Raw genomic sequence first — 7,114 nt, 5'->3', positions numbered from 1 at the left:
AGGCTTGGTAAGAAGAGTCATAAACCCATTCACCTTTAGCCATTTTTCCGTTTGATTTAAGGTAGTAAGCTCCTTGCCATGTACTGTAAGCATAAGATCCATCTGATTTCAAGTAATACCAAGCTTGATAAGAATCATCATAAATCCATTCGCTCTGGGCCATTTTTCCGTCTGCTTTCAGGTAATAACTTCCTTGCCAAGTATTTTTCACTGGATTTCCATTTCCATCAAAGTAGTACCAAGCACCGTCCTGCTTAACCCAACCACTTGTTGTAGATGAAGTTGTGTTGGTTTGAGCCGCAGTTGCTTGTTTTGCTTTAAAGGCACCCTTAGGAGCATTTTTCAATTCGCAAGCCACACCATCATGATCGCGGTCTAACTTGGCAGAATAACCAGGGTCTCCCTCATGAAGATCCGAATAGCCATTAGCCCAAGCTTCCTTACAACTAGAAAAATGAATGTTTTCTTCTGCTAAAACTGGTTGTGAAAACAAGGCTAAAACTGGCAATGTTGCCAGACTCATTTTTAAAAATAGACGTTTGTTCATCTTTTTCTCCCATAATTATGATATCGATTTCATGTTTATTTTATCAGATTTATTTCTTCAATTCAAGGAAAAATCAATCCTAGTTCTTATAACTTTTCATTACAATTTTTATTTTTGAATAAATAATTCATACAAGCCTCTCACTGCATTACAGCCGTAAATAGCTTCTGCTTGGGCTAAATCTGCCAAGGTCAAGACTTTCTCTTCTACCTGTCCTGTTTCCAGCAAATGCTGACGGTAAATTCCTGGCAAGATTCCCAGTCGGATAGGCGGTGTGTAGAGTTTCCCATTAATTTTTAAGACCAGATTTCCAATAGAGGTTTCAAGAAGTTCTCCAGACTTATTGTGGTAAATGATCTCTTGTTCCCCTAAGCTCAAATGCGGTCTGTGAGTTGTCTTAAAGTAGGTAAATGCTTGCTGCAAATCCGCTTCCTGCAGGCAGAGTTTGGCTTTGCAGAAGGTCGGACTGAAAGGTTCCAATATTTGACGATCGACTTCTATCTCTCCAGATTTGCTAATGCTGATTCGCAAGCGGTAATCTTGATTAGCATCACAAGTCTGACACTCTGCTTCAATCTTTTGTCTCAAAATTTCTGGGTCAAAAGGATAAGCAAAATATCGACTAGCTTTTCTCAGTCTTTCCAAATGTTGATCTTCAAATAGCAAGCTCTTATGACTGATTTTTCCAGTTGTAATTATTTGGAAACGAGCTTGTTTACGATAGAGAACAGCTGCCTTTTGATGAACCTCACGGTATTCAGATTCCCAAGTGCTATCCCATGTAATGCCACCACCAACTCCATAGATGGCTTTCCCTTGATACAGTTGAATCGTTCGGATAGCAACATTAAAAATCCGTCGTCCATTTGGAAGCAAGAGACCAATCGTTCCACAGTAGACTCCGCGCGGTTGTGGCTCCAAGTCCTTGATAATCTCCATAGTCGCAATTTTCGGTGCACCCGTTATGGAACCACAAGGAAAGAGTGAGCGGAAAATTTCAACAAGGTACACATCCTCTCGCAACTGACTCTTGATAGTCGAAGTCATCTGCCAAACAGTTGAATACTGTTCCACTTGGCAGAGATGCTCCACATGCTCACTCCCCACCTCAGAAATACGATTCATATCATTGCGCAAGAGGTCCACAATCATCATGTTTTCAGAGCGATTTTTGGGGTCCTGTTCCAACCAACTAGCCTGCTCCAAGTCTTCTTGGTCAGTCATGCCACGCTGAGTCGTTCCCTTCATTGGTCGCGTTGTCAACTCGCGGTCATTTTGCTCAAAAAAGAGCTCTGGACTCATGGAAATCACTGCCATCTCGTCATGTTCAACATAGGCATTGTAGCCCGCCTCCTGCTCTACCACCATACGATTGTAGATGGCAAAAGGATTGGCAGACAACTCCTGCTTGAGTTGGACGGTGTAGTTGACCTGATAGGTATCTCCCTGACGCAAATGATGGTGAATCTGGGCAATTGCCTTTTCATAGTCTGTTGCAGACGTTACTTCCTGCCAATCAGAAGGCAAATCAACCTCGTCATAAATCAGAGGAATAGGGGATGTTTCTACCCTATCATGAACAGTAAAGTAAAGCAAGTACTCGCCCAGTAGAGGAGCCTTGTGAACTGCTAATTTCTCCTCAAAAGCAGGTGCAGCCTCGTAGCTAACATAGCCTACCACATAGTAGCCTTGCTCTTGGTAGCTTTCCACTTGTACCAGCAAATCTGCCACTTCTGCTATATTTCTCGTTTTCAACTCTTTAATCGGCTGGGTAAAGATGTATCTCTCTCCCAAAGCCCTAAAATCAATCACTGTTTTTCTATGCATATCTTAAGTATAGCACAAATTAAGAAAACCCTCATCCGCAAAGCAGATGAGAGATTTCAATTATTTAAAGATTGAAGTTTTAAAGCTGTTTGTTTGTTGAAGAAGTTTTTTGAATAATTTCTCTTTAAGGGAAACAGTATTATCAAATTTAACTGATCCATTTTTAAGAGTAGCTTTATCTTTATCAACAGCTGCAGCAAATGCATTCTTCAAGTCTTCGTAACTACTGTATGTAGTACCGTCGATTGTAACAGGGTTAAATCCTGTTTTCGCTTTATCAACAACTTCTTTGAAGTATTCTTTCTTCCAATCTTCTAGAGTATTAAATTTACCATCAGAAACTTTCTTGATAATAAAATCATCGCCTAGAGTAGCATGACCAGCTTTTTTAGACTCATTTTTCAACATGTTAGAAGCATAATTTAGGAAGCCTTTTTCATATCCAAAGTAACCCCACATACGGAAGGTGTTATGTTTGAATGACATTGCTCCTGGAGCTCCTTCACTTGTGTTACCTCCGTAGATACCTGCAGTGATAGGCACCGTTACATAGGCAGAGCCAAATCCAGTTGGATCATACTGACCATTACCAGGACCGTGCTTGGTCATGAAGTTTTTCTCTACTAAGTCATTAACAGATGTTAAGTTATATTCTTTTTCTTCTGCATTTAAATCTCTAACGTTGTCGTATTGGTTCTTCGTATTAGCGTTACGTAGTTTTTTATCAACTTTCTTGAACCAAGCACTATTTAAGGCTTTATCCTGTTTATCAATAACGGCTTCACCTTCAAGGTAGTCAAGAAGCATGAGCGTATCATTGAAACCTTTCATGTAGTGATCGATTTCTTCACGAGATGTCAGATCGTTTGGATTAGTATTATACCATTGGTTTCCGTCATTTGGACGTTCGTAGGCCATGTTCAATCCTAGTGCTTTGAAATCACCGTTTGGACTTGTTTCAGCAGGAGATTGTAACATACCTTGTGCGAATGCTTCTAGGTCAGTACCTTCACGGTGTCTAGAACCACCTAAGTAAACCATACGGTCGTTTACGTGAGTCGTTTCGTGAGTGAAGGCTGAGATACCGAAGTCACTGATCATATCAGTAACCATGAAGAATACAGAATCATCTTTATAAGGGTTTCCGTAAATACGAGCTACAGCTCCCATACGCCAGTCAGTTGCGTGATAACGATCTGTTGGTCCATATAATTCACGAACAGGAGCGACATCTTTACCACTAGCAGTATGACCATAACGATCTGTGCTAATACCTTTATAGTTTTGGTTATCTAGTACTGGTGTTGGAACCATGTTGTTGCTCTTAAGTAGTTGATTACGAACTTTATCTAATGATAATCGAGACCAGAAGTCTAGGTAATTTTGTTGGCCTTTAGCAACTTTATCGATTTCTTTCTTGAATGCCTCACGTTCTGCTTCTGTATTCTTACCATATTTCTCAAATGAACTGTATGCCATAGTGTTATATGTTGAGATTAAGAACATGTGAGCATCTTTTAAGTTTAATAGTGGAAGAATCATTTTACCGTGAACATCATTATTCAATCCTTCGTATGCTCTGTGTTTCTTATCAACAAATTCAGGAGTTGTTGTCTTCGGTTCAACGACATATACATTATCTTTAGTTGCTTTTATGAACCAATCGTTTAAGTCTGTATCACTTGTGAAGAGTTCCATATTGTATTTCAGGAACTCATGTAAATTACCTTTACCAGTAGCACCAGCAATAATTTCGCGGTATGCATCGTGAGTACGATTACCTTTCACGTTGTTTTCTTTAGAACCAATATTAATAATTCTATCTAATACACTAACGTTCTTACCGTAGAAGTCAGGTTTGAATAACATTAACTCTTTAATGTTAAAGTCATCGAATTTAACTCCGTAGTAACGGTTGAGGTAAGACAAACCAAGAAGAACTGCTGCTTTGTTGTCATCGATTTTCTTAATCAAGGCACGTTTAGCGGCTTCATCTGTGTTCAGTTGGTGATCTTCATTTTCCACTAACTTCGTAACAAATTGAGTAAGATTATCTTTCACATACTTGAAGCTTTCTTCTAGATAAAGATTCTTAACTGCGTTAACTTTTCCATCACCATTTCTTCCAAACAGTTTGTAAACATCGTCAGATTGCAGTTCAACTGGACTCAATTTACTTTCGATAGCACTGATTAAGTCAGCACGATCTTTAACAACCATGTTTGGTGTGTAAACAACTTCACCAAGCTCAGCAACACTATACTCTTTTACTTGCTTAACTTGAGAGTCCTTAGGAGAAATCGTAAAGATATCTTTTGTCTTATCCGCGTAGTGAACCATAATATGGTCGGCATCTGTAAGGTCTGTGACAAAGTCATTGCCTTTCATTGCAGTTACAGACAATACTTCTTTGGTCATTAATGGACTATCAGCGGCTAATTTATTTCCTTGATTTACAATCCATTCTTTGTTGTAGAACGGTTGAAGTTTTTCAACATTACGATAAGCAAGTTCACGGTCTGCATTGTAATCTTGAGTATCTTTGTAAGTGTCAGATTTTGGTTTAACATTATTTAATGTATCTGAAACAAGAGGATTGATAACATAATCATTAGCTGTAATTCCTAATGTTGCAATTTTCTGGTCAGCTTCATCTTGAGACACTTCTTTAATTCGGTTAGAAACAGAGAATTTAAATGAACGTTTACCTGTACTTACATCTTTCACGATAAAGTTACGTTCTAAAGCGTTATTTGAGAAGTATCCACCATCTTCGTCAATATCTTTAGATCCATAGAACACTTCACCATTTTCAACTTTCATCATAGACACAGAGTCTGCAACTTTACCCCATGCCCAGTTCTTACTAAGGAAACCACCTACTTCAACAGGTGTATTTACCTTAATAGTTCCTTTCGTAACAGCATTACGAACAGAACCATATTTACCAATTCCGTTAGGATCAGAACCGTTATCTGATCTAGCAACAAATCCACCGATACGAGCTTTATTAGCAACTATATCAGCTTCTACATATCCTTTATCAACATTACCTTTCCAGATTTCACCAACCATACCAGCGAAATCCCATCCTCTATCACCTACACCAGTAAGTTTACCGATATAAGCAACATTAGTAAGTTGCCCACCGTTATCTAATTTGTTAACAAGTCCGGCAATTCCATCTCTACCAGTGATGCTACCAGTTACTTTAATATTCTCAACAGTAGCATTCTTAACAGTTCTAGCAAGAGCAGAAATGTTATCAATCCAAGGCATATTAATATCGACATTAGCCAAGTTAACATCTTTAACCGAACCACCTTCAATACCACCAAATAATTGACGTGTCATATTGTGGATTGAATAACGTTGTCCCTCAACACTTGATAACTTACCTTTAAATGTACCAGGAACATACTCTTTATTTGGAGTTGGTACATTAGCTGCATTTAGATCTGCACCAAGTTTGAACTCACCGCTAGGGTTAGCTTTCATATCTTTTACAAGCTCATTGAAGTTGTAGTAAACATTACCTTCTTTTGCTTTTTGTTTTTCAAAGTAATGAACATACTCTTCGCTAAGTGTGTTATCTGCATTACGTTGAACTAAGTCTGGTGCTTTGGCAGTAACTTTATATAAAGTTTTTCCGTCTTTTTCTACTTCTTCAATCTTGTCAACAGCAAGTCGTGTAACCTTGTTGTCGTGAGTTGTAACTCGTAGGTAAAGTGGGGCAACATCAGCTGGTTTTTCTGTAAGCAAACTAGTATCTGTTTCATTACCGTCAGCGTCCACACTCATCAAGCTTGTTTCTTTAATGTTTTTGATTTCAACTTTTTTGAGGTCAAGTCTTAGAGGTTCTTCATTCAGAACTACTTCCTCATCGCCTTCACCACGGTCATAAACCATCTTAGTTTCAATCTTATAATCTTTGTAGTATTGCAAATCTGTCAGGCTAGCTGTTAAGTTGTCAGGTGAAACATTCAATGTTTTCACAATCTCATCACCTTTTTTCAGAGTTAAGGTGATAGATTTAATGGCTGCCTTGCTTGGATTTTCTAGACTGTATTTAACATCTGAAGTACGTTTCAAATCCTTAGATTCAACTACAGTGAGAGTCAATACTGGTTTTTCAAAGCTCTTAGTGCCACGTTTCAAAATTTTGTCTTGAGGTGCCTCAAGGATTTCCTCTGTAACTTTTGGAGCGTCCTCTGTTTTAACTCCCTTAATGGTATTAAAAGTCTTGGTGATTTTTTTCTGACCTTCTTTTCCTTCTTGAGCTACAACTTCTATACCTTTTTTCAGTTGATCATCTTCTTTAACAACTTCCTTAAATGGAATCTTTTCAAGACTTTCTTCTACAAGAGTTCCTTCAATTGGTTTTGTACCACGGCTTACCTGTTGGTTTACAGGCTCCTTGGTAACTTCTGTGCTAGTTGAAAGAACTTGGTCAGTTTTGACACCTTCTACCGTTTTATAGGTTGTTTTTGTAACTTGACTTCCTTTTTCACCATTTCGTAGGACAGTTTCTTCGTCTGTATACTTAGTTGGATCCTCAGTCGTTTCAGTTTTGTAGTCAAGTTCTGTAGTTGATTCTTCAACAAGAGTTCCTTCAGTGACTTTATACTCAGATAACTGATCTTGTACAAGAGCTTGGCCTTCTTTACCTGCCTCTTGGGTTCCTTTAGACTCTACTTTAGCCTCTACTTTAGCCTCTGGCAGTTCGGGTTGCGTTAAGGA

Annotated in this window: 3 protein-coding genes; all 3 read right to left on the bottom strand. The window is 38.6% G+C overall.

What is annotated here, in order from left to right:
* The coding region (locus SMSK564_RS0101940; RefSeq protein WP_001042493.1) for an excalibur calcium-binding domain-containing protein at nt 1-547 on the bottom strand (547 nt) is incomplete at its 3' end.
* A 108-nt stretch (nt 548-655) separates the two neighbouring features.
* Nucleotides 656-2,374 (bottom strand): aminodeoxychorismate synthase component I, encoded by a 1,719-nt coding sequence (gene pabB / locus SMSK564_RS03620; protein WP_000554832.1) that lies wholly within the window; start codon nt 2,372-2,374, stop codon nt 656-658.
* Nucleotides 2,375-2,434: 60 nt separating this feature from the next.
* Nucleotides 2,435-7,114 (bottom strand): ZmpA/ZmpB/ZmpC family metallo-endopeptidase (locus SMSK564_RS0101935; protein WP_000313070.1); only part of this gene is annotated, 4,680 nt, incomplete at its 5' end.

Origin of the sequence: Streptococcus mitis SK564 (genome assembly GCF_000148525.1) — a bacterium.
GTDB lineage: Bacteria > Bacillota > Bacilli > Lactobacillales > Streptococcaceae > Streptococcus > Streptococcus mitis_H.
This window is presented reverse-complemented; position numbering and strand designations above follow the sequence as displayed.